Source organism: Microcoleus sp. N9_A1 (assembly GCF_036701795.1).
Taxonomy (GTDB): domain Bacteria; phylum Cyanobacteriota; class Cyanobacteriia; order Cyanobacteriales; family Microcoleaceae; genus Microcoleus.
Genome location: NZ_JAUBRI010000021.1, coordinates 79,404 through 100,353, shown reverse-complemented (window position 1 = coordinate 100,353; position 20,950 = coordinate 79,404). Strand labels below are relative to the sequence as shown.

The 20,950-nt window shown below is 45.3% G+C and carries 18 protein-coding genes and 1 pseudogene; 10 read left to right on the top strand and 9 right to left on the bottom strand.

Translation table 11 applies throughout. The features are described 5' to 3' along the window. Positions 1-582 precede the first annotated feature (582 nt). From QUA58_RS12760 to QUA58_RS12750, 3 genes and pseudogenes are all read right to left on the bottom strand, one after another. Positions 583-1,905, bottom strand: coding sequence for a hypothetical protein (locus QUA58_RS12760; RefSeq protein WP_333257545.1), 1,323 nt, complete (start codon positions 1,903-1,905; stop codon positions 583-585). 268 nt (positions 1,906-2,173) lie between these two features. After that, positions 2,174-3,025 (bottom strand): IS630 family transposase, encoded by an 852-nt coding sequence (locus QUA58_RS12755; protein ID WP_333257547.1) that lies wholly within the window; start codon positions 3,023-3,025, stop codon positions 2,174-2,176. Between the two features lie 22 nt (positions 3,026-3,047). Continuing rightward, a pseudogene (locus QUA58_RS12750) lies at positions 3,048-3,884 on the bottom strand (IS5 family transposase). A gap of 683 nt (positions 3,885-4,567) precedes the next feature. Here QUA58_RS12750 and QUA58_RS12740 point away from each other — a divergent pair. The 8 genes from QUA58_RS12740 to proB all read left to right on the top strand — a co-directional run bounded on the left by QUA58_RS12740 (position 4,568) and on the right by proB (position 12,375). Next, on the top strand, positions 4,568-4,741 hold the full coding sequence (locus QUA58_RS12740; protein ID WP_333394346.1) for a hypothetical protein: 174 nt from the start codon (positions 4,568-4,570) through the stop codon (positions 4,739-4,741). After that, entirely contained in the window at positions 4,742-5,923 is a 1,182-nt protein-coding gene (locus QUA58_RS12735) for a F420-0:Gamma-glutamyl ligase (RefSeq protein WP_333394345.1), read from the top strand. A 191-nt stretch (positions 5,924-6,114) separates the two neighbouring features. Beyond that, positions 6,115-7,434 (top strand): GNAT family N-acetyltransferase, encoded by a 1,320-nt coding sequence (locus QUA58_RS12730; RefSeq protein WP_333253853.1) that lies wholly within the window; start codon positions 6,115-6,117, stop codon positions 7,432-7,434. A gap of 263 nt (positions 7,435-7,697) precedes the next feature. Next, the gene (gene ruvX, locus QUA58_RS12725; RefSeq protein WP_333394343.1) at positions 7,698-8,156 is read left to right on the top strand and encodes a Holliday junction resolvase RuvX; all 459 of its coding nucleotides are present in this window, start codon (positions 7,698-7,700) and stop codon (positions 8,154-8,156) included. A 316-nt stretch (positions 8,157-8,472) separates the two neighbouring features. Further along, positions 8,473-9,051 carry a DUF3727 domain-containing protein gene (locus QUA58_RS12720; RefSeq protein WP_333253857.1) on the top strand — a complete coding sequence of 193 codons (579 nt, stop codon included), beginning with the start codon at positions 8,473-8,475 and terminating at the stop codon, positions 9,049-9,051. A 246-nt stretch (positions 9,052-9,297) separates the two neighbouring features. Continuing rightward, positions 9,298-10,422, top strand: coding sequence for an endolytic transglycosylase MltG (gene mltG, locus QUA58_RS12715; protein WP_333253859.1), 1,125 nt, complete (start codon positions 9,298-9,300; stop codon positions 10,420-10,422). Between the two features lie 142 nt (positions 10,423-10,564). Beyond that, positions 10,565-11,086, top strand: a complete 522-nt coding sequence (locus tag QUA58_RS12710) for a YqeG family HAD IIIA-type phosphatase (RefSeq protein WP_333253860.1) — start codon at positions 10,565-10,567, stop codon at positions 11,084-11,086. A 95-nt stretch (positions 11,087-11,181) separates the two neighbouring features. Next, positions 11,182-12,375: a glutamate 5-kinase gene (proB, locus tag QUA58_RS12705; protein ID WP_333394341.1), complete on the top strand. Its 1,194-nt coding sequence runs from the start codon at positions 11,182-11,184 to the stop codon at positions 12,373-12,375. A 1-nt stretch (position 12,376) separates the two neighbouring features. Here proB and QUA58_RS12700 read toward each other — a convergent pair whose 3' ends face one another. Beyond that, entirely contained in the window at positions 12,377-13,135 is a 759-nt protein-coding gene (locus QUA58_RS12700; RefSeq protein ID WP_333253864.1) for a hypothetical protein, read from the bottom strand. An 888-nt stretch (positions 13,136-14,023) separates the two neighbouring features. On the opposite strand from QUA58_RS12700, the gene ndk reads away from it, so the two are divergent. Next, positions 14,024-14,473: a nucleoside-diphosphate kinase gene (ndk, locus tag QUA58_RS12695; RefSeq protein ID WP_333253867.1), complete on the top strand. Its 450-nt coding sequence runs from the start codon at positions 14,024-14,026 to the stop codon at positions 14,471-14,473. Positions 14,474-14,719: 246 nt separating this feature from the next. Here ndk and QUA58_RS12690 read toward each other — a convergent pair whose 3' ends face one another. Then, positions 14,720-15,466, bottom strand: a complete 747-nt coding sequence (locus QUA58_RS12690; RefSeq protein ID WP_333253869.1) for a creatininase family protein — start codon at positions 15,464-15,466, stop codon at positions 14,720-14,722. Between the two features lie 533 nt (positions 15,467-15,999). On the opposite strand from QUA58_RS12690, the gene QUA58_RS12685 reads away from it, so the two are divergent. Then, positions 16,000-16,740 carry a response regulator transcription factor gene (locus QUA58_RS12685; RefSeq protein ID WP_333394348.1) on the top strand — a complete coding sequence of 247 codons (741 nt, stop codon included), beginning with the start codon at positions 16,000-16,002 and terminating at the stop codon, positions 16,738-16,740. A 4-nt stretch (positions 16,741-16,744) separates the two neighbouring features. On the opposite strand, the gene QUA58_RS12680 is transcribed toward QUA58_RS12685, so the two are convergent. The 4 genes from QUA58_RS12680 to QUA58_RS12665 form a co-directional block, all read right to left on the bottom strand. After that, the gene (locus QUA58_RS12680; RefSeq protein ID WP_333253874.1) at positions 16,745-16,993 is read right to left on the bottom strand and encodes a hypothetical protein; all 249 of its coding nucleotides are present in this window, start codon (positions 16,991-16,993) and stop codon (positions 16,745-16,747) included. A 52-nt stretch (positions 16,994-17,045) separates the two neighbouring features. Beyond that, on the bottom strand, positions 17,046-17,801 hold the full coding sequence (locus QUA58_RS12675) for a 4'-phosphopantetheinyl transferase superfamily protein (protein WP_333253876.1): 756 nt from the start codon (positions 17,799-17,801) through the stop codon (positions 17,046-17,048). A 117-nt stretch (positions 17,802-17,918) separates the two neighbouring features. Beyond that, complete coding sequence (locus QUA58_RS12670) at positions 17,919-19,235, bottom strand: dihydroorotase (protein ID WP_333394339.1); 1,317 nt, start codon at positions 19,233-19,235, stop codon at positions 17,919-17,921. A gap of 318 nt (positions 19,236-19,553) precedes the next feature. Further along, complete coding sequence (locus tag QUA58_RS12665) at positions 19,554-20,915, bottom strand: histidine phosphatase family protein (RefSeq protein ID WP_333253880.1); 1,362 nt, start codon at positions 20,913-20,915, stop codon at positions 19,554-19,556. Between the last annotated feature and the right edge of the window lie 35 nt (positions 20,916-20,950).

The window sequence follows — 20,950 nt, the reverse complement described above, 5'->3', positions numbered from 1 at the left end:
GGAAACTACACTACACAACGTCTTAAGTTTAACTCCAATTAGGTAACTTAATGTTTTGTTACATAGATATGTTTTTTCCCGCCTACCTACTTAACTATTTCTCGATTTATCAAGCAGCTTTTTCTACAAAAAACTTTAGCCGTTTTAACCACTTCTGCCAGTAGTCGAGAAATTGTTCCCGTCCAACACAAATATTTCCGTATCTTCGCCCAGAAGAGCCACAACAATCAAAGCCTTAACAATTTTAGCGGCAAACAAAGTTTCACTCTAAGTAAGTCGGTGGAAAAATTCATAATTATGTAAGGAAATATTAAGGGGTGCGCTCTGAGTTAAAGTGTAACTGCTCACCGCAAATTTGTTGCGGTGAGCAGTTACGACAAATGGCTACAACCTAATTATGAACTATGAACGGAATCTCTCCTTCTTCAGGGGAAGAGTTCCTCAATAAATAGACAGTCCGTTAAACCCTAGGCGATCGTATTCCTCCTAAACAGAAAAGAGTGGACTCTTTTCTAAGATCCACTCTCTGTTAAACTCTCTTAGGGCTAGCTTGAACAAGCTAGAGTTAAGTCCTTACTTTACCTAATCCTTAATGATTCTCTTGTCATGAATGACCACTTGATCCTTGAGTTCAGGAGTGCCGGAGATGTGAATATCCGTATCCATATTTTCCTCGGTGGATTCGGCTAGATATTGGGCAGATGACTTAACATCCTGCCCTGCACGTTTAGCAGATTCGGCTGCATTTTGGGATGATGATTTAAAATCATGCGCTGCACCTTGAGGAGATGGGGTTGCATTCTGGGCAGAGGATCTAAAATCAGGCACTGGAGGTTTAGCAAATTCGGCTGCATTTTGGGCAGATGATTTAAAATCATGCGCTGCACCTTGAGGAGATGGGGTTGCATTTTGGGCAGATGACTTAACATCCTGCTTAAACTCCTGCGCTGCACCTTTAGCAGATTGAGCCGCATTTTGGGCAGATGACTTAACATCCTGCTTAACATCCTGCGCTGCATCTTTAGCAGATTCGGCTGCATTTTGGGCAGATGACTTAACATCATGCGCTGCACCTTTAGCAGATTCGGCTGCGCTTTGAGCAGATGACTTGATTGATTCGGCTGCACTCTTTCCAGATGACTTAAGCGATTCGGCTGCACTTTTTATAGATGGCTCCACTGCCTTCGCTGTATCTTTTACAGTTGATCTAAGATCCTGAGTTGCACCCTCAATTTCCTGAGCTACAGCTTTGACAGAAGGCTTAACTTCCTCAGCCGTACTCTTAATAGAGTCCGCTGCACTTTGTATAGAAGGCTTGACACCTTCGACTGTCTGCTTGACTGAATCTTTTACTTCTCTAATCGTAGGTTTGACTTCCTCGGATGCACTCTTGACTGCATCTACTACAGAAGGCTTGGCTTCTCTAACTGTCTCATTGACAGATTCGGCTATACCTTTAATCGAAGGCTTAGTTTCCTCAACAGTCTCCTTGACTGCTTCTGCTGTAGCTTTGATAGATGGTCTAACTTCCTCAGCAGTTTCCTTTACTACTGTCCCTAGCTCTTCTACAGTGTGTGTAATACCGTCTGCTACGCTGTGTGCTGCATCCCCTAAATTATCTACAGCACGGTTAACAGTATCAGCAGTACCTTTACCAATCATAGCGCCCGCAACTGAGCCTGCTACAGCACCAAGAATTCCTCCAGAGCGAGCACCGAGTATACCACCAACTGCTGCTCCAGCTATCCTCGCACCAATGCCTGAGCCTGATGATTGATCTTCCTGTGATTCTGCATTTTCGTTAGTCTGAGCCTGAATCTGCTGGTTTTCGCTATTGTCAACATTCTTTTCTTGGAAGTCAGGATTGGCTTCCGGCTTGTTAAAAGGCTGCTTATTATCAGTCATAAGATATCCTTGGCTATTAGTGCTACATTTACTAGGCTAACTATATACTTCTCCGAAAATCTACTGCCTAAGAACTAGATTTTGACTGTTACTTAAGAAGTAGATTCTTAAAAATACTGACCACTACGGCGCTAGCGACTCGCTGTTCATTCGACATTGAAGAAGCTGGAGGCGCGCGTTAGCGAAGCCCTCAAAGAGGATCGCATATCTGGCACAGTCTTAGCTTAGCCAGCAAAAAAAAATAATATATACAGGATTGTTTAAGTAGTTAAGCAAAATTAATTACATAATTATCTCCAAATCCTTTAAGAATTCTTTCTACAGATGAAACAAGAGATGGCCAGCTAGAGTAGGCATCTATTTCGAGCCATTGATATTTAATAAACCGCCACAAAATCTCAATTAAATTCAATTCAGGTGAATAAGTAGGCAATTCAAATATAGTTAAACCGCGTTCTTTCCATTCTTCAATTTTCTCGAAAATGGCATTGCTAGTATGGATAGAAGCTTGATCTAGTACAATAACTGTTGGCCGCTCCACCACAGCAAAGAAAGTATCTATGCAGGCTATGATTACATCAGAATTAATAGTCTGCTCTGAAACATAAGCATGAAGAGTGTTTTGCCGATTCATGATTCCCCAGACATTTAAACGCTTTGTTCTACGACTATAAATTGACAAACATTCACCAATATCTTGCCATCCATAAGGGACACAAGGAATGCCACAAAATCCGGACTCATCCAAATAGTATAAATCAATTTTTCCCTCATCTTCTAATTGTTTTAATTCTGACAACTTTTCTTTTTTTTCCTTGTATTCTATGGGGTCTGGCTTGCCGCCAACACCTCGACGCATCCTATGCCAACTCATCTTTTTTTTTATTATTCTCTTAATTGTTTCTGTACTTATATTAACAGACCATTCTTTTTTGATTTTTTGTACTACTTGCTTTAATTGTTTGGGTTGCAATTTTACCCAGTCTCTAATTTGATCTGATTGTGCGGAATTAAATGTTTTTTTTCTGCCTCTACCTGGTTGATATAATCCGAGCATTCCCTCATCTTCCCATCGATTCAACCAGTTATACATAGTAGACCTCTTGCAAAAAAGATATATGTTATAATTAGAGGTTTTAAATTTAATCCCCTACAGCTAACTCATAATTGTAAATTGCTGACAACAAATTACAACGCAGACCATAACGGCGGCGGCGATTCCGATAACGACTCGACAATATTTTAAAAATTTTGAGACTCCGATTAACGTGTTCTATTACAATTCGCTCCTGTGCTAAAACTCGATTGTAGTCTTTTTCTATTTGAGAAAGTTTCCCATTTTTAGGTTTCTTTCTAGGGATATAACTATTGGTGTGATAGTCCTTTATCCCTTGATAGCCACTATCTTGTAAGCTATTGGTAGCGGGATGAAAATGAACTTTACTTTTTTTGAATAAGTTAAAGTCATGGCAATGCCCTGGTCCAAAAGCAGTGCAAATAATTTCTCTTGTCTCTTGATTAATTACCAATTGAGTTTTTAGAGTATGACATTTTTTTTTGCCTGAGTAATATCTTTTCTGTTTTTTTTTGGGTCGTTCAATCGCTGTTTCTGTGACATCCATCACCACGAACTCTGGATAATCAGAGTTTTTTAGTAATGCTTTCTTCCCAGGAATACGGAACTTTCCCGTTTTCATTAAAGTTGATTCGATATCAGTTACAATTCGGCAAATAGTTGATTCAGATACTCCCCAATTTGTCCCGATATGAAAATATGTTCGATATTCTCGCCAATATTAATCGGCGACTAAGACCTGTTCTTCGAGAGTTAGGATAGTGCGACGCCCTCTTCTGTCTTTAGGGTTTTCTACAGCAAAGCTTTCTAAGGCATTAACCATTGCTTTTAGGGTTTCAATCTTGATACCAAATCTACGTTGAAATTGATCGGGTTTCAAATTTAAGTAAGATTGATTTTTCATGATTTAGTTATTTTGTAACGACCAACAGAGCTTTCTAGCATTTTATCCTGTTTCTAGCAAGACAAGAGTGCAAATAAGTCAGAAGTTGGGATTCAACCAATTTTCAGTAAAACCTTTAATTATATCATAAAACTATTTTGCAAGAGGTCTATTCTTATAACTAACTTTAAAAATTTTCATTAAATTTTCATTCTTGATATTTTGTGAAGCCAAAATTAAAAAATGTGCTCTTTGGCGCACTTGATGATGTCTGCTTTCGCGATAAATTCGGTTTAGCAATTTTAAGGAAAGTGGGTTAATATCTCGAAGTAAAAACATATAAAACCTCTTTGAACACAACTTGATATTTTTTATTATATCATATTAGTTGTTTGTGTAATTAGTTTTGTTTGACTACTTAGTGATTAAATGATTAATAAATATTCTAAAAAAATGTGGAGAACCAGCTTATAACTTAACGTCTCAAAAAAATATTATATATATATATTAAAAATATTTAACTATTAAATTATTGAATTAAGTGATTTGTTTGGTAGACGTTGCTGATTTACGGTAGGAAAGGCTAAATATGCAAGTCATAGAAACCAGTATCCACAAAAATTCGGGATTTTCAACTGATTTTTTTCATACCCTGATTAAGCAACGCCAGATTTTGGAGTGATCTAACTCACGAGGAGAGCTCTTTGAACAGCAAATTGACCGCTTTAGCCACAGACGCGCGATCGCACTTACGTGTAATTGGGCATAAGTTCGATCGCCCTCAACAAACTGAACACAATCCAATTACTACCGGATCGTCACTCAAAGTACCCGATATCGACTACAGTAAACACAAAATATTATTGGCGGTGATTTGAGTGATTGAGAGTTTAGCAACAGGAATCGCAGCAGCAGGTTCGCTGCTAGCATTGGGCGGATTGGGCCTAGAGTTGAACTATCGCCGGACTGGAAGTGCAAATAAACTAGAACTTACAGCCGGAGAATGGCACTTAGCCATAAACGAACCCAATCGCTATCTTTTAGTCGGGGAAATGGAATTCCGCAACCTGACACAGCGGTTCGAGGTGATGTTGCCGGAAGTGCGCGCACAGGTGAAACTGCTGTCAGACGCAAGTTTGGATGGCGTGACTTTCCAGACAAAAGTGATTCCTTGTCACAAAGACGCAAAAGCCCGATCGGACGATTACTGGTTCGGCTATATTGTAAAAGCCCAAAAAACCACCAAAATCAAAGTTTCTGTAGACATTCAAGGGCAAGATTTAACCAAATTGCAGTCAGCTTGGGTGCAAATACATTTCGTCACCTACGGCCCCGGCGGGCGCATCCCCAAAATCCGCAACGTAGTAGTCCCGCTGCAATTTCCCAACTCGGACACCGTACCCGTCGCCCGCAATGTCGGAGTTGCCGAAGTTTTGCCGATTCGCACCCACATACTGGCGGAATTAGACGATCCCGTCGAAATTGTCAAGCGCTACGTGCTGCCGCGCGCCCAGAAAGGCGATATTGTCGCCCTTGCAGAAACTCCCCTAGCTTTGATGCAGGGACGCTACCACCATCCCAGCGAAGTTAAACCCGGATGGGTAGCAAAGCGAGTTTGTTTGTTTTTCTTGCCGATGTCGAGTTTGGCCACGGCTTGCGGAATGCAAACTTTGGTGGATGTAGTGGGGCCTTGGCGCGTAGTTGCAGCATTTGCGATCGGCTCAGTAGCTAAAATATTGGGTAAACCGGGAGTCTTTTACCAACTAGCAGGGGAACAAGCAAGGCTAATCGACGACGTTACCGGGACTTTGCCTCCCTTCGACCAATTTATTGTGCTTGGCCCGGACAATCCGCAGCAAGTTGTAGAAGAAATTCAACGAGAAACTGGACTTGCGGCGGCGATCGTAGACGCTAATGACTTGAAAGCAGTTAAGATATTAGCAGCGACCTCCGATTTATCGGTAACATTCTTAGAGCAAGCCTTGCGAAGCAACCCCGCCGGGAATGGTGACGAGCGAACACCGGTCGTTGTAATTCGACCTCTGCCACAAAAATCTTGAGTTGAAAACAGAAAATTAAAAATTCAAAAAGATGATTTGAAATTTTTAATTTTCGATCGAGCGAGAAAGGGAGAAGAATCAAAAGTTATAAGTTTTGAACTCAAAATTTACCCATTCAAAACTCAAAACTTCTCTAACTCTTCCCCTTTCGGAATTTTTATTTTTAAATTTCCCTTCTCCACTTGTATGCTATGACTTCATTTCCCTCCCAAAACCAAAACCAGGTTGTGATTCGCCCGTTTCAGTATCGCGACATTGAGGTGATGGAACAACTGTGCGCGGAAACAGCCGAAGAGCCAGAAAAACGCAAGGGTGCAAGCTGCGACTTGGTACTAGGTAAAAAGTTGCAGCAGATTCGTCGCTGGTACGGACTGCTAAAGATTTTTAGCTTGTTTCCCAACCCTTGTCAGTCCCTGTTCCGTGCCCATGTTGCCGAAGAAGAGGGGAGCGTTAAGGGCATAATTCAGATTTCTCCTTTCAACCGCACCCGCAGCACTTGGCGGATCGATCGCATCGGAGTAGACCCAGAAGCCCGCAGCAAAGGCATTGGTTCCATGCTGCTGCGGTACTGCTTTGAGGCAGTCTGGGAGGCGCGGACGTGGCTGTTGGAAGTGAATGTCGGTGACACAACTTCCTTGGCTTTGTATCGGCAAAACGGGTTTCAGCCTTTGGCCCAGATGACATACTGGACGATCGCCCCAGAACGCCTTCAAGAAATGGCCTCAGCGACCCCAGATTTGCCCAACCTGCTGCCGGTCAGCAATGCCGACGCTCAGTTGCTGTATCAACTCGATACCGCATCTATGCCCCCTCTGGTGCGCCAAGTATTCGATCGGCACATTCAAGACTTCAAAACCAGTTTTTTCGGCGCTTTAGTCGAAGGTGCCAGACAGTGGCTGGGCAAAACCGAGGTAGTCAGCGGCTACGTGTTTGAACCGCAGCGCAAAGCCGCGATCGGCTATTTTCAGGTGCAGCTATCCCGCAACGGCCACCAACCGCACGTCGCCCAGTTGACTGTACACCCAGCCTACACTTGGCTGTACCCAGAACTGCTGTCCCAGATGGCGCGCCTCGTTCAAGATTTCCCGGCTCAAAGCCTGCAACTGGCTTCCGCTGACTATCAACCGGAACGGGAAGCTTATTTAGAACAATTTGGAGCACTGCGTCTGGAACACAGTTTGCTGATGTCTCGATCAGTGTGGCACAAATTGCGCGAGTCCAAGTTGGTCTCTCTCGAAGGACTCCAGCTATCAGAGATGTTGCAAAGCTTCCAGCCAACTCGCAAACCCGTACCCGGCCGGATGTCCTGGCTCGGCCCGATGGCTGGGGAAGCCACAGCCGGGCCCGCGTCGTCAGAGATTAAGCCCTTTTTGGTGGACTCAGGAAACGGTCAAGGGAATCAAGTTAACCCCTTGAACTCCCAGAATTCTGAATCGGCAGCAACAGATGGCAGCAGCATTGTGCCTCCTTATTTGCCGGAATTGCCTCAAGACGGCGACTCGCAAGAGTAAAACTTAATTCTTGATATGATGTCCGCTCAATTACGAGCAATAAAAACGGTTTGAGCGTTCGGACTTTAGTCATCATTATCAAATGACTAAAGTCCTCACAACAAACCGAACAAACTCAACTTCTTCCATTCTTCCTTCGCGTGCTAGCGCTTACGCGCGGCTTCGCCTAACGCGTCTTCGCGGTTCGTTAAAAAAAATATTCCGGTAAGAAAGAAGTAAATCTAAAATCTAAAATCTAAAATCTAAAAATCTAAAATTGATTAATGTCCAACGATAAATTATGGATTTCAGCTCTGGGATTAGATATCGGCCTCAAACGAGTCGGCATCGCCGGGTGTGACGGCACCGGTTTAATAGCTACGGGCATTACAACACTGGTACGATCGTCCTTTGATCGAGACGTAGCTTATCTCCGAGAGCTCGTCCGAGAGCGGAGAGTGCAAATTTTAGTGGCCGGCTTGCCTTACTCCCTGAGCGGAGAATTAGGGGCCCAAGCCCGACAAGTGCAGAAATATGCGAATCGCATCGCCACAGCTTTAGATCTCCCCCTAGAATACGTGGACGAGCGCCTGACTTCGGTTGAGGCACAGGAATTGATGAAAGCAGCAGGGATTTCGCTGTCCCAAAATAAGGGTGCGATCGATCGCAAAGCAGCGGCCCTGATTTTGCAGCAGTGGCTAGACGAGCGGAGGCAAAATATCTGTGCCCTTCCCAATCCTTGATAGCTTGTAACAGAGGCATGATATCCTGGTTGTGCAAGTTTGCTACGCACACCTGTAACCCTTGACAAACTGGAGAAAATTCTGCTGTACCCTTGGTACTGAAGAAGCACAAAATCGTGATTTGTCCTCAGTGTCGCTTGCGGACTCGACTGAGATTTGAACGCTGCACTCCTCGCCTGTGGAAAAGGCCGCGAGTCTCGCGGTTTAAGCTTGTGGACTGGCGATAGTCGCTCACTTAGCCAGAATATCGCCACGAAAATTCCCAATTGTCAAGCCAACGTTACTGAATTATTGACGGAAAACTAAGATACACGCGATGTCCTCATCCCCATACCGCAAAAAAGAGAATGGCAATTCCCACGAAGAGTCCGTCACCCTGACGGATGAAGTTGGGCGATCGCTGACTTGCAACATAGAATATTCTATGAACCTAGAAGATCAAGAATACGCTTTGCTGCTTCCGATCGACTCACCCGTAGAAATTTTTACCTGGCACGGAGACGATAACGACGAAGCAGCAATTCCTGTAGAAGACGAGACCGAAATTGACAAAATTTTTGATACAGCTAGAGTTGTGCTGCAAGAGCAGAACTTGACGCTCCGACGCACAGCGGTGACGCTGACTGTGGTTGGCGAATTGCCGGAATTTCCCGAAGAGGATATGGCATCCGATGTCGATCCAGATGAGGAGTCGGATTTCGAGGAGCTGATGTGGCTGACCAGTTTCTACCACGAAGAACAGGAATATGCGATTTATACGCCTCTCGACCCGTTCTTTATCTTGGCTAGAATGAATGACGACGGCAAGCCAGAATTGCTCTCGGAAGAAGAGTTCCAAAGGCTGGAACCGATGTTACCTATGCTGGAAGACCAGTTCTTTGACGAGCTTGATTAGATATTAATTGCAGGCATAAGGCCTGATGGCAAAAAGCAGAAGTTTTTACTATTTTATAAAAAAGTAAACTGCTCGCCCGATCGAACTTTTTCGAGATGGCACTTCTGCCTTCGCGATCGGGCTTTTGAATGGGATCGCGTGAATTGGGTCTTTTAAAAGGCTTGTATCCGTAACTTTTCGGTCATCAATCGCAGGTCATCAGTCATTAGTCGCTAGTTAATCGCCACTTATCCAGGACAACGGACTATGAATAAAGAACAAATGACAAAAGGCAGCGCACGCGAGAGCCAAAAAGGTACTCCGCAAGTCTCTAAATGGTTGTTTTATCTGGCGTTGCTGCCGGCAATCTGGGGAGTTGGCGCTTGGCAGGGCTGGGCTTGGTGGAGCTGGGCTTCGGCGCCGCCTAAAATAGCTGAAACGTCAACTTCCCCGGCAGAGGATGCTGCTGTTTCTATCCAAATCCCGGAGGGTACTCCCAGTCAAAAAATCGGCCGGGATTTAGAGGCCGCAGGGTTGATTCGATCGAGCTCGGCATGGAATATGTGGGCCCGCTGGCTGACTCTGCAAAACCGCGAGGGAGGTTTTCAAGCAGGAACTTACCAACTGTCGCCGACTCAGCCCCTGAGTGCAGTTGCTGAAAAAATTTGGAAGGGCGAAGTCGTACAGCAGAGTTTCACGATTCCAGAAGGGTGGTCGCTGCAACAAATGAGCGCTTATTTTGAAGCGCAAGGTTTTTTCCCGGCTAAGGATTTTATGGCGGTGGCGAGTCAAGTTCCCTACGCGCAGTACCCTTGGTTACCGAGTGGCCTGCCTCACTTGGAAGGTTTTTTGTACCCGGATACTTATCAGCTAGACGGCGATGCAATTAGTCCGCAAGCTGTCATTAAGCAAATGCTCGGTCGTTTCGAGCAGTTGGCTTTGCCGATATATCAAAAAAATCAGAAGAATACTAAGCTGGATTTGAAAGAGTGGGTGACGCTGGCGAGTATTGTGGAAAAAGAGGCTGTGGTGGCGGGCGAGCGCAATCTTATTTCTGGGGTATTTAACAACCGTCTGAATAAGGGTATGACCTTGGGTTCTGACCCGACGGTTGAATACGCCCTCGGCATTAGGCAAACGAAGGAGAAGCCTTTGACTTTCAAGCAGGTGGAAACGCCTTCTCCTTACAATACTTATATCAATGTAGGGCTGCCGCCAACTCCGATCGCATCTCCGGGAATAGCAAGTCTGGAAGCGACTCTGACTCCGGAAAAGACAGAATATCTGTATTTTATGGCTCGATACGACGGCACTCACATTTTTAGTCGCACGCAGGCGGAACACGATGCTGCTATTGCTAAAGTTGAGCAGCAGTTGCGATTGAATCCATAGATTGGCAATGACTAATAAAAAAGTAAAAAGTCAAAAGTAACAAAGGAAAAGCCATAATTATTAACTTTTGATTTTTTACTTTTTGACTCTTTAACTCCCAATTTATTATTTTTCAATCTAAAATCTAAAAGCTAAAATCATTATGACTTGGGGTAAACTACTACAGCCTGACTTAGTTTTAGGCAATTCGGTCGTGAATTTAACTGCAGATATTCTGCAGAAATATCAGATTAAAGGATTAGTGTTGGATGTGGACGAAACTCTCGTTCCCATTACGGCAATGAATGCTTCTCCTGAACTCAGTTTGTGGGTGCAAGAAATTAAACCCGTGGTATCGCTATGGTTGGCGAGCAATAATTTAAGTCAAAATCGGATCGGTCGAATTGCTGATTCTTTGAATCTACCTTACATCACGGGTGCTGCTAAACCGTCGCGCCGCAAGTTGCGAACAGCAGTGACGGCGATGAATTTGCCGGTGGAACAGGTGGCGATGGTGGGCGATCGACTTTTTACTGATGTTTTAGCTGGCAATCGTTTGGGTATGTTCACTATTTTAGTGGAACCAATGGTTGATGCTGGCTATGCGCTTCGCAAGTATCCGGTGCGCTCTTTTGAAGTTTGGGTTTCTCAAGCTTTGGGGGCTTCTCTGAAAATTAAAGATTAAATAGGGCATAGGGCATAAGGCATAGGGCATAGGGAATTGGGCATAGGGCATAGGGCATAGGGCATAGGGCATAGGGCATAGGGCATAGGTAACTAATGACAACAAACAACAGTCAACAGTCAACAGTCAACAGTCAACAGTCAACAGACAACAGTCAACAGTCAACAGTCAACAGACAACAGACTAAAACTATTGTTGTTAAAATTGGAACTTCGACGCTGACTCGATCGACTACAGGAAACTTAGCTCTTTCAACTATTGCTGCATTGGTCGAAATTTTAGCTGATTTGCGGCAGCAAGGCCATCGAGTAGTTTTGGTTTCTTCCGGTGCAGTTGGGGTTGGCTGCGCGCGCTTGGGTTTGACGGAACGCCCGCGAAACATTGCTCTGAAACAGGCTGTGGCGGCTGTGGGCCAAGGGCGGCTGATGCGGGTGTACGATGACTTGTTTACTACTCTACAGCAGCCGATCGCTCAAGTATTGCTCACCAGGGGCGATTTAGTGCAGCGTAACGGTTATGTTAACGCTTGCAATACTTTTCAACAACTGCTCAGGTTGGGCGTGATTCCGATCGTCAATGAAAACGATACAGTAGCGGTAGACGAACTCAAATTTGGCGATAATGACACGCTTTCGGCGCTGGTGGCGAGTTTGGTAGAGGCAGATTGGTTGTTTGTACTCACGGATGTCGATCGGCTGTATTCCGCAGATCCGCGCAGCAATCCCGACGCGCAGCCGATCGCCCTAGTCCAAAGTATGGCACAGCTCACAGAATTTCAGGTGCAAACAGGAGATTCCCGCAGCGGTTGGGGAACCGGCGGAATGGTGACAAAAATTGAAGCAGCCAGAATCGCCACTGCATCGGGAGTGCGGACTGTCATCACTGACGGCTGCTTTCCTGGTAATATCGAGAAAATACTTAACGGAGAGTCGATCGGTACTCAATTCGAGCCTCAACCGCGCCCTGTAAACGCTCGCAAACACTGGATAGCTAACGTGCTAATTCCAGCCGGAAAACTATATTTAGATGCGGGTGCTGTCAAGGCAATTTCCCACAGCGGAAAATCGCTTTTAGCTGCGGGTATTGCTCAAGTAGAAGGAGAATTTCAAGCTGATGATTCCGTGCAGTTGTGCGATGCAGCCGGCAAGCAAATTGCTAGAGGACTTGTGAATTATAGCAGTTTAGAATTGAGACAAATCCAGGGCTGCAAGTCCGATAAAATTGCTGAGATTTTAGGCTATGCAGGCGTAGAAACGGCGGTACACCGAGATAATTTAGTAATTGTTTAAACTAACAAATATCGAGACAGTCGATCGGGCAATGAGCGAAGGCAGAAATTGAGGATATTTGCAGCACAGTCTTGCAAGAATTTGTTTGGCTGTGCCGGAATAGCTCGTTCATCGCTTCTGTAAACAGTTCAAATACATTTTGTGCTAATTCTAAAGCTGCTTGGCATTCCGCATTAGTAAGTTTGATCTCTGCTAAAAGTTGCAACATCTCTGGCGTGTTTAAAAGGTAATAATTTTCTAAACCCCCATAACCTCCTCCAAAATCAACAGATTCTTTTTGGTTAATTTGCTGTAATTCCATTACCACTGCTAGCGCCGCCTCAAAAAAAACTTGGGCAGTTCCTTCGAGGACTTCCACTAACACCAGTTTCTGAATGGGAGAGGCTTTCCAAGCGTAGCGTTCGATCACGGAACAAAGCGATCGAGTTTTTTTAGTTTCTTCACCCCAAAGCAGTCTGAAATCGCCGTAACTCATTAATTGGTTTAAGCCCAGTTCCTCTAGGTATTCTAGATAGTCGTGCCAATAATAGTTTTTTTTATAAGTATATTTATTAATGAGTTCCTGAACTTTATTATTACTAGAAGATTCTCGCAGTACATATTTATTTAAATCGCTCAATCCCACAGCCAAAGGAGCGAGTACAGGTGCAAAAATTAGTCGTTGATTCGCGTGAATCTGTTTATTGGCTAGAAAGTCAAACAAGGGCAATTTTGCAAACTCTTGCTTTTTGGGTTCAATGAATCCTACAATGGCTTTCATACTTTTTTCGCCTGAATAGTTGCTGTCAAGATAATCTTCATACCTCCGTTAATTATCTATATTTTCGAGCCTAAATAATTGTGTTTATTATCATACATATTTGTATTTGAGATCATAGGTAAGAGTGTTGGCAGTCACAGTAAATTGTGACTTGTATCATATTATGCCAGAAGTTCGAGCATCTTGTTCGCTAGAGATAAAATGTTCTAAATTTAGATTGCATATTTCAGGCGTTGCTCAAAGCCACCCCACAAGAGTTGGATTATTTATTTACCGATAATTCAAAGGCTGATTAACTTATATAGCAATCCTAAATCATTTGTGAATTTCTTACTCCCTCCCCTTGATAAGGGGAGGGTTGGGGTGGGGTAAAAAGTTTACGACTCCTGCAAGGATTGCTATATGGGCAAGTGAGCATCCTGTTCGCACTGCTAAAAAATGCTTTTTACAAAATCGCGGTGCTCCATGCAAATCAGTCCTAGACGCATAGAAGTCTCGAAACCAGGTTTTTTTGGAGATTCATAGCTGCTCAACAAAAAATTTTCTGAGAAACCCGGTTTCTTTAACCCTAGCTTTTATTGCTTCTTCCCTCTTTTCTCTTCCCTCTTCTTATTCCTTCTTCCTTCTTCCTGCGGTCATAAGCCAATACGGTTCACTTAACACTATTTATACCCCGGAGATCCCCCTCGCATCCCCCGAAAGCAAGGGGGACTTTGAGGGCATTCTTGTCCCCCCTTTTTTAAGGGGGGTTAGGGGGGATCTGTCTTAAGTGAACCGTATTGAGCCATAAGTCTCCAAATGACAATTTCCAATTCTCAGAATTGCCTTTAGGTGCGTTCTGAGTTACTCTATCTTTTGGATCAGTTAACACAATTATAGGAGTTAATCTTGGAACGGACTTTTTTAGCGATTAAGCCCGACGGCGTACAGCGCGGACTCGTCGGCGAAATTATCGGTCGTTTTGAAGGCAAAGGCTTTAAGCTAGTTGGCATGAAGCTAATCACGGCGAGTCGCGAACTTGCCGAACAACATTATGGCGTACATAAAGAAAGACCCTTTTTTGCGGGACTGGTAGACTTCATCACTTCCGGGCCGATGGTGGCGATGGTGTGGGAAGGATCCGGCGTTGTGGCCTCGGCGAGGAAAATGATTGGCGCAACAAATCCTCTGAATTCAGAACCGGGGACAATTCGTGGCGATTTGGCTGTGAATGTAGGCCGCAATATTATTCATGGTTCTGATGCTGTGGAAACTGCCCATGCGGAAATTAGTCTCTGGTTCAAGGAAGAAGAATTGAGTGCTTGGACACCTTGTTTAAATCCTTGGATTGTGGAATAGTTTTGATATTCTCCCGGTGGTTAATCGGGAGATATAGCATATTCCATGTATAGGTGGTACACACAATCTTGTAGTAAGTAAGGTGCGTCGCCACCCGTCAATCTGCAAGTTCCATTGAACCATAGAGCAGATCCGCACCCTACATAACACTATCCTGTCGCGGACTCACTCATAACTGTAAAATATAGAAGAGTTTGACATTTTTACTCGTTACCAGAATATTCCTGGTAACGAGAAGAAAAAACGTTAATCGGAACTTAAAAACTCCAAATAATTATTAGTCAATTCTTTGACTGCTAATTCGTAAAACTGCTGACCTTGTTCGGGGGTTGCTAAGCCGGGATTTGAACCCATTCTCCCGTCGGGAAATCGGCGGCGGAAATCAGCAGCACCGTAAATTTTGTACCCGGAAGCGACTTCTTCCGAAAGCGGAGCTTGCTTGATTGCTTCTGGATAAAGGTACTGGGTTAAGGCAATTTCGCTGGGGGTGGCGTGGGAACCTTCTTGGTTTCCGTATAATTCTTTTGCTAGTTTGTAGACTGAGCCGCACATGAACCAGTTGCCGATTTGACACTGGATTCGATCGGCATTTGGTAAATTTAAGTCTGACAAATGCGCGTATGTCTCGGAAAATGCTGCTTTCATTGTGGCAATGTTGCCGCCGTGACCGTTAATAAAGAAATATTTCTCAAATCCAGATTTTGCTAAAGATGTGATATAATCCCTGATTACGAGTATTAGCGTCTGCGGTCGGAGGCTGATTGTGCCGGGAAAGCTGGTGTGGTGCAAGGCCATGCCTACATTAATTGTCGGGCCGATTAAGGCATTGGCAGCTTCGCCGACTCCGCGGGCGATCGCACTCGCAGCAATGGCGTCAGTGCCGATCAAGCCGGTGGGCCCGTGCTGTTCGGTGGAGCCGATCGGGATAATTATGCCTCGGGAGCTATCGAGATAAGCTTCTACCTCGGGCCAGGTACTCAAATGCAGCAACATGATAGGCAGTCTACAGAATTTTTACTTGCTATCGTCGATCGTAGCCGGCACGGGGAAAAAAAGGACTTTGGGCAAACTTCTTATTGTCTTCTTAAAAAAGGCTCTACAGTGCGATCGCAACTTTACAGTTATATTACTTAACCTTAATAATTTAACCAATTAATTACCAAAACTTTACCTTTTAATAACCTTTTAAGAGTAGTATAGCAAGCATCTCCCTATAGATTGGGTGTTACCTGGTCCATTAACAGCGGGCAATGTTTTATGAAATTAACACCGACCCCGAAAAATGACCAGACTTCTGTGGCCTGGACGCAGGCAGACAGCGCGGTTCCGGCAACTGCTCTACGGCTGTATTCCTTACACGAGCAAGTAGCCAAGGTCGAGCGCGTGTCTGTGGGATGGACTGGCGAAAGATTCTAAGCGATCGAACAAATGGCGATCGTACAAGCGATCGCAGCGCGAGAGTGCCTCAGCTACTGAAGAAGGTACCTCGCGCTAGCCACATACAAACATCACTCCCATTGATATTTATGTCTTCTGCTGAATTAAGCGAAAGTCCTTCAAGGTTGGCTGTTGGACAAGCCGGCCGTATCTTGTTATTGGAAGGTGAAGATCTGTTGCGGGAAATGCTAGCTTTAGCCCTTAAAGAACAGGGCTACGAGGTGGTGGTTACTAGCGACGGGCGCAACGCTCTGCCTTCTGTACAGGCTGCTTCGTCGTACCACGGTGAATTTGCCTTCAACCTGTTAATTATGGATTCAATCAACGGTTTGGATCTGTGTCGAATGTTACGGCATCAAGGAAATCCCGTCCCTATTTTGATTATCGGTGCTAGAGGAAGTGCCAACAATTGCGCTTTTTATTTAGAAGCCGGATCGGATGATTATCTGACAAAGCCTTTTGGAATGCGCGAGTTTATCGCCCGCTGTCGGGCGCTGATGCGGCGCCAGCGCCTCGGTCAGTTGCCGCAACCGATGATGCTGCAATATAAGAGCATAACTCTGTATCCTGAAGAGTGCCGCGTGTTGGTTCGCGGTCTAGAAGTGAAATTTTCTCCTAAACAGTTTCGCTTACTAGAACTATTTATGAGTAATCCCCGGCGAGTTTGGTCTCGCGATCAGTTGCTGGAAAAAATTTGGGGCCAAGATTTTATCGGAGACAGCAAAACAGTTGACGTTCACATCCGCTGGCTACGCGAAAAGTTGGAAATAGATCCGGGCCAACCGGAATATATCATTACGGTACGCGGGTTCGGCTATCGATTTGGTTAAATTTTTAAATCAGTTGTAGGGTAGCAAGTTGCAGTCGAATTGACATAGGGACACAACATTCTTGTGTCCTTATTTGTCTATGTAGGGTGCGCCATACAATAGCTTGCAGGTGCAACCAGTAGATATCTTCCAGCAACTGTTGCCGTTCTCTTTTACCCGCTCGCGAGCGGTATAAACTCACATCTTGCACCATTCTCAAGAACAGGCAAGATGCCTGTTCCACAAAGATTGAATTTTCTTGTGGAACAGGCATCTTGCCTGTTCATAAAAAGCTTATTGAGAATGGTGCAACATCTCAGTATAAATCAAAACTCCCTTCTCCACTCCCAACAATGAAGTTTCGAGCAATCTCCTGCAACCGCAACAGCCGCCACCATATCTGAACAGGGAAATAATTCAATTAAAGACCATTTCGATGCTTCTTCGGAGTTTCCTTCAACATTTAACAGCGCGGCAGGTTCTCCTGGTGCGAGGCTGACATCAAACTGATTCAGGGGAATAGAAAGTCCTTTTCCGACTGCTTTAATGTAGGCTTCTTTGCGAGTCCAGCAGGTAAAAAAAGCAGTGGCTTGGAGATGTTCTGGGAGCAAACGCAACACAGAGTTTTCTAATGGTGAAAAAAACTTTTCAGCAATCTCCAGAAAAGGAAATCTTGGATTTATGCCTTCAATATCGACACCAATATCTCGATTTTTGGTAATAGCAATTATAGCCATTTCCCGACAGTGAGACAAATTGAAACGTAGGGTATTTCCACCTTGGGCGACGCTGAGAGAGGGTTTGCCGTAGGGATTGTAGTCAAAGCGCAAAATGTGAGAATTTATGGTAAGATAGCGACTCAGTATTTCTCTCAGCGCCCCACGACTCACAATAAATTGCGATCGACCTTTTGGAAAGTGGAAACGATCGGCTTTTGTCCGCTCGTCGGTAGAGAGAGTCTGTTGTAAACTCTGCAAGCAAGATTCTGTTTGAGCCAGAGAGACACGCCAAACATGAATTTCGTTGATGTCTAATGTCAGGTTTTGCGGTGTGGAATTCCACGAAGGAACGACAGCAATCATATATTTATCCGGCTTGATCCAAAACTTCCACGTACCAAATTACCGATATTCTTCTTTATCTTCTCTCTCTTCCTTCGCGCCCTTCGCGGTTCGTTAAATAAGTCCCAATTCCAACGGTCAATAAATCCAAGTTTTTACAACTTTTCCCGCTATTTTTTGTCCCAACCAAGGCGTATTTGCCGATCGCGACTTCAGACTTTGCCCGTCAACAGTCCAACTCATTTCCGGGTCGAACAAAATCAGCTCAGCAGAGACTCCCGGTGCAGCCGTGGGCGGAGTTTGACCGAGACAAACGGCAGGGCCTGCGCTCAAAACTCGCCACAGTTCCAAAGCCGAAAATTCGCCAGTTTCTACCAGTCCGTGCCATAGCAAAGGCAAAGCTAATTCCAAGCCGATCGCCCCGGGCGGACTATCAGCAAAAGCCACAGTTTTCTCCTCATAAGTATGCGGATTGTGATCGATCGCGATCGCATCAATTACGCCATCTTTCACAGCTTGAATCAGCGCTAATTGGTCGTTGAGATTGCCCAACGGCGGTTCCAGGTGTAAATTCGGATCGTAGGCCAACGAAGCAGTCAGAGCATTTTTCCCGCCGCCGGAATTTTTCGAGTTTCCTGAAATGGCCCCGACATTCAACAGCAAGTGCATCCAAGTCACACTCGCAGTCACCGGCAAACCCCGCGCCTTCGCATCTCGAATCAATTCCACGCTGCGCGCCGTAGAAACGCGCATAATGTGAACCGGAGTGCCCGCAGATGCCACCAACTCCAGGATTGCCGCCAATGCCGAAGTCTCGGCACTCGCCGGAATTCCCGGCAAACCCAAGCGCACCGACACCGCACCCTCCCGCGCCGCGCCATTTCCTGCCAAAGTTCGATCGCACGGCCACAAAGCCACCGACTTGCCCAAAGGCTGGATATACTCAAGCAAACGCCTCACCAGAGCCGGATTAGACAGCGGCAAACCGTCCGCAAAACCCACCACCGCAGAGGAGACCAGCTCGCCCAACTCAGCCATCTGCTGCCCTTTAACGCCCGCTGTCAGCGCGCCCCAAAAATACAAGCGGGGCAGCCCGATCGGCAAATTGCGAATATGTTGCTGCAACAAAGCTAAACCGGCCAAATTGTCAACAGGCGGCGACGTATCCGGCAAAATCGCCAGCCGCGTAAAACCGCCAGCCGCCGCAGCCTGCATCAAGGATTCCAGGGTTTCCCGATCCTCAAAACCCGGTTCTCCACTGTGACTGTAGATATCAGTTAACCCCGGCCCCAAAATCAGTCCCTGGCAATCCCGCACTTCCGTGTCAGGGGGAAACTCGGTAATTTTTTTGTCAACGGCTTCGATCTTACCTTCGGTAATTAGAATATCAGCGATGCGATCGCTCTCTGAAACTGGATCTAGCACCCGTACATTTTGTAGCAGTTCGCGGCTCATAAATTACAATTCATAATCAAATCCGCTCTTCATCGGAATTATTCATCTCTCTTGTCTCCCTCTGTGTTCTCTGCGTTCTCTGCGGTTAAATCATTCCGATCCAACCGAAAACGATATCAAACATAAAAATTCAAACATTTCAAAACTTATATAGCAATCCTCAATGATTTGTGTAATTCTTGTAGGGGCAAACCCCCCGTGGTTGCCCCAATGACGGCTGGGGTAGGCACGGGGGCACTACCCCTACATATTTGTACAACTGATTTAGGATTGCTTATCAGGTTTGTAGTGAGGACTGAAGTCCTCACTACAAACCTATTACAGTGCTCCGGCTGCTGTTTGATCGAAAACGCCGCCGCTCAAATGAGTTGTCACATTCATCGCCTGCAATACCGGCAAACCATCGGGGCCGTGGGGATAATCAATCACGCTAACGGCTCCGTTTCCTTGTTTGAATTTCCAGAAATGTTCGGGTTCCAAACCGAATAGGTGGCAGAGTATTGCTTTGTTAATGGCATCGTGAGCAACGACAATCCCAGTACCAGAAACAGATTGTACAATTTCTCGCCAAGCTGCGATCGCCCGACTCCAAACTTGCTCCAAGTTTTCTCCTTCGGGCATTTGGACTGTTTCAGGAGATGTTTTCCATTCATCAAGCAAACCCGGATAGGATTGTTCTATTTCTGATTCAAACTTTCCTTCCCAAAGTCCGTGACTAATCTCTCTCAATTCGTCGCGGAGTTCCAGTTGCAAACCGCCGTGATATTTGAGAATAATTTCCGCAGTTTCTTTCGGGCGCAGCATCGAACTGCTAATCGCAAAATCCAATTTTATATCCTTGAGAAATTCTGCAGCTTGCCGAGCTTGTTCGCGACCGTTATCGTTGAGAGGTACGTCTATTTGTCCTTGAAATTTACCTGCTTTATTCCAATCTGTTTCGCCGTGACGAACCAGCAACAAGCGCGGGCCGCTGTGTCCGTCCCTCGGTTTCGGGAAAATTTCTCCGGTATGGGCGGTTAAATTCAGCGATTCTAATTGAACGGCAATTTTCTTATTTTGCTCTGTTTTTTCATCGCCACCTACAGGAGAAGGCCCAAAATTGATGACGCTAATCCCGCAATTTGACTGTTGAATTGATTGATAATAATTCGGGGTAATTTCCGACGCGGTGGCGATGAGAGCGCGGTTGATTCCGTTATGACCTACTACTAGAATTGTGCCGTCTTGGTGGCGCGATAAAAGTTCTTGCCAAAAATGACGGGCGTTAGCAAAAACGGCTAATACTGGAAAGTGTTCGATTTCTCCATCAGCAGATGGCAGTTTCATGGAAAATTTGTCGGGCTGTCTTTGCCACTGCTGATATGCTTCGGGGAATTTGTCTATAGCATCTTGGCGCAACATTCCTTCCCACAGAGGCAAATCGATTTCCATCAATTTATCAGTTGGCTGCAGTTGTGGCGGATTTGTCAAGCGCGACAAGATGATTTCCGCTGTTTCTTTGGCTCGTTGCAGGGGACTGGTATAGGCGGCATCAAAGGCGATACTGCTGAGTGTGTCGCCTACTTGCAGGGCGGCGTTGCGGCCTGCTTCTGTCAAAATTGATTTATCGAGGCGGCCTTGGATGCGGCGCTCTTGATTGTAGGTGCTTTTGCCGTGACGGACTAAGATAATGCGAGTCATTCGATTTTAGATTTTAGATTTTAGATTTTAGATTT

What these genes read in the sequence shown, in the direction of transcription:
- QUA58_RS12760 (WP_333257545.1), bottom strand. Translation starts at nt 1,905, where the DNA reads ATGACTGATAATAAGCAGCCTTTTAACAAGCCGGAAGCCAATCCTGAC.
- mltG (WP_333253859.1), top strand. Translation starts at nt 9,298, where the DNA reads ATGAATAAAGAACAAATGACAAAAGGCAGCGCACGCGAGAGCCAAAAA.
- QUA58_RS12700 (WP_333253864.1), bottom strand. Translation starts at nt 13,135, where the DNA reads ATGAAAGCCATTGTAGGATTCATTGAACCCAAAAAGCAAGAGTTTGCA.
- QUA58_RS12675 (WP_333253876.1), bottom strand. Translation starts at nt 17,801, where the DNA reads ATGATTGCTGTCGTTCCTTCGTGGAATTCCACACCGCAAAACCTGACA.
- QUA58_RS12710 (WP_333253860.1), top strand. Translation starts at nt 10,565, where the DNA reads ATGACTTGGGGTAAACTACTACAGCCTGACTTAGTTTTAGGCAATTCG.
- QUA58_RS12720 (WP_333253857.1), top strand. Translation starts at nt 8,473, where the DNA reads ATGTCCTCATCCCCATACCGCAAAAAAGAGAATGGCAATTCCCACGAA.
- QUA58_RS12670 (WP_333394339.1), bottom strand. Translation starts at nt 19,235, where the DNA reads ATGAGCCGCGAACTGCTACAAAATGTACGGGTGCTAGATCCAGTTTCA.
- QUA58_RS12730 (WP_333253853.1), top strand. Translation starts at nt 6,115, where the DNA reads ATGACTTCATTTCCCTCCCAAAACCAAAACCAGGTTGTGATTCGCCCG.
- ruvX (WP_333394343.1), top strand. Translation starts at nt 7,698, where the DNA reads ATGTCCAACGATAAATTATGGATTTCAGCTCTGGGATTAGATATCGGC.
- QUA58_RS12685 (WP_333394348.1), top strand. Translation starts at nt 16,000, where the DNA reads ATGTCTTCTGCTGAATTAAGCGAAAGTCCTTCAAGGTTGGCTGTTGGA.
- proB (WP_333394341.1), top strand. Translation starts at nt 11,182, where the DNA reads ATGACAACAAACAACAGTCAACAGTCAACAGTCAACAGTCAACAGTCA.
- QUA58_RS12690 (WP_333253869.1), bottom strand. Translation starts at nt 15,466, where the DNA reads ATGTTGCTGCATTTGAGTACCTGGCCCGAGGTAGAAGCTTATCTCGAT.
- QUA58_RS12665 (WP_333253880.1), bottom strand. Translation starts at nt 20,915, where the DNA reads ATGACTCGCATTATCTTAGTCCGTCACGGCAAAAGCACCTACAATCAA.
- QUA58_RS12680 (WP_333253874.1), bottom strand. Translation starts at nt 16,993, where the DNA reads ATGCCTGTTCCACAAGAAAATTCAATCTTTGTGGAACAGGCATCTTGC.